This window comes from Streptomyces alkaliphilus, from assembly GCF_014141535.1.
Classification (GTDB): domain Bacteria; phylum Actinomycetota; class Actinomycetes; order Streptomycetales; family Streptomycetaceae; genus Streptomyces; species Streptomyces alkaliphilus.
The window spans coordinates 1-1278 of sequence record NZ_VKHT01001232.1 but is presented as its reverse complement, the minus strand read 5'-3'; the positions used below and the strand labels follow the sequence as shown (position 1 = coordinate 1278).

1 protein-coding gene is annotated in these 1278 nt (G+C 75.9%); it reads right to left on the bottom strand.

From position 1 onward, the window contains the following. Nucleotides 1-198: 198 nt before the first annotated feature. Nucleotides 199-1194, bottom strand: coding sequence for an ABC transporter ATP-binding protein (locus tag FNQ90_RS23635; RefSeq protein ID WP_182608207.1), 996 nt, complete (start codon nucleotides 1192-1194; stop codon nucleotides 199-201). Nucleotides 1195-1278 lie beyond the last annotated feature (84 nt).

Sequence of the window (1278 nt, the reverse complement as noted above, 5' to 3'; positions counted from 1 at the left end):
GTCTAGGAGACAGGCCGCGGGGCCGGTCGTGGCGGCGCGGGTGTCGGCGGTGCGGGTGTCGGTGGCGCGGGATGAGACGGTCACGGTGGTCGCCCCCTTCGTGGTGCGTGGTGCGTGGTGTCGGGTGGGTGCCGGTGGCCCGGCGCGGTGCGTGCCGGGCGGACGCCGGCCGGTGTGCGATGCGTCACCCGGGAGGGGTCAGGCGCCGGCCCCGACCGGTTCGGCGTTTGTCGCGCCCGCGTCCCCGGCCCCGGCGTCGTCCTCCGCGATCCGCAGGAACGCCTCCTCCAGGGAGGCCGAGCGGGCGTCCAGCCGGCCCAGCTCCACGTCCCGCTCCCGGGCCCACAGCAGCAGGTCGGTCAGGTCCCGCTGGAGCCGTCGGCTGCGCACCTCCACGGCGCGGGGCGCGTCGGCCTCACCGGCGGCGTCCGGGACGACCTCGCCGAGACCGGCCGGCAGCTCCGCGACATCAACCCCGGCGGGCAGGGTGAAACGGATGCGGGAGGGCTGGGCGGCGCGGACCTCGTCCGGGGTGCCGGCCAGCACGATCCGTCCGGCCCGCATGATGGCCAGCCGGTCGGCGAGGGTCTCGGCCTCCTCCAGGTAGTGCGTGGTGAGCACCACGGTGGTGCCGCCGGCTCGCAGCGCGCGGATCAGGTCCCGGGTGCGCCGGCGCGCCTCGGGGTCCAGGCCGGTGGTCGGCTCGTCGAGGAAGAGGATCTCCGGGCGGCCGACCAGCGCCATGGCCAGGTCCAGGCGCCGCCGTTCGCCTCCGGAGAGCTGCTTGACGCGGACCTTCGCCCGGTCCTCCAGGCCGACCATCTCCAGGGCCTCGGCCACCGGTCGGGCGCCGGTGGTGCAGCCGGCCCACATCCGGGCGGTCTCGGTCACGGTGAGGTCGGAGGGGAAGCCGCCCTCCTGGAGCATGATGCCGATGCGCGGGCGGACCAGTGCGCGCTCCCGGTACGGGTCGTGGCCGAGCACGCGGATCCGCCCCCCGGTGGGGGCGGCCAAGCCCTCCAGGAGTTCCACCGTGGAGGTCTTGCCGGCGCCGTTGGTGCCCAGCAGGGCGAACACCTCCCCCCGGCGCACCGTGAAGTCCATTCCCCGGACGGCCTCGAAGCCGCCGGGGCCCGCCGGTCCGTAGCGCCGGCGCAGTCCGGCCACCTCGATCACGTGCTCCCGCTCGTTCATGTCCCCAGCCTTCCCCCGGGCGGGGAGCGGCGGCAGTGCGCGCTGTCATCGGCCCGTGTGACAAATGTCAGTGAGGGGGACGGG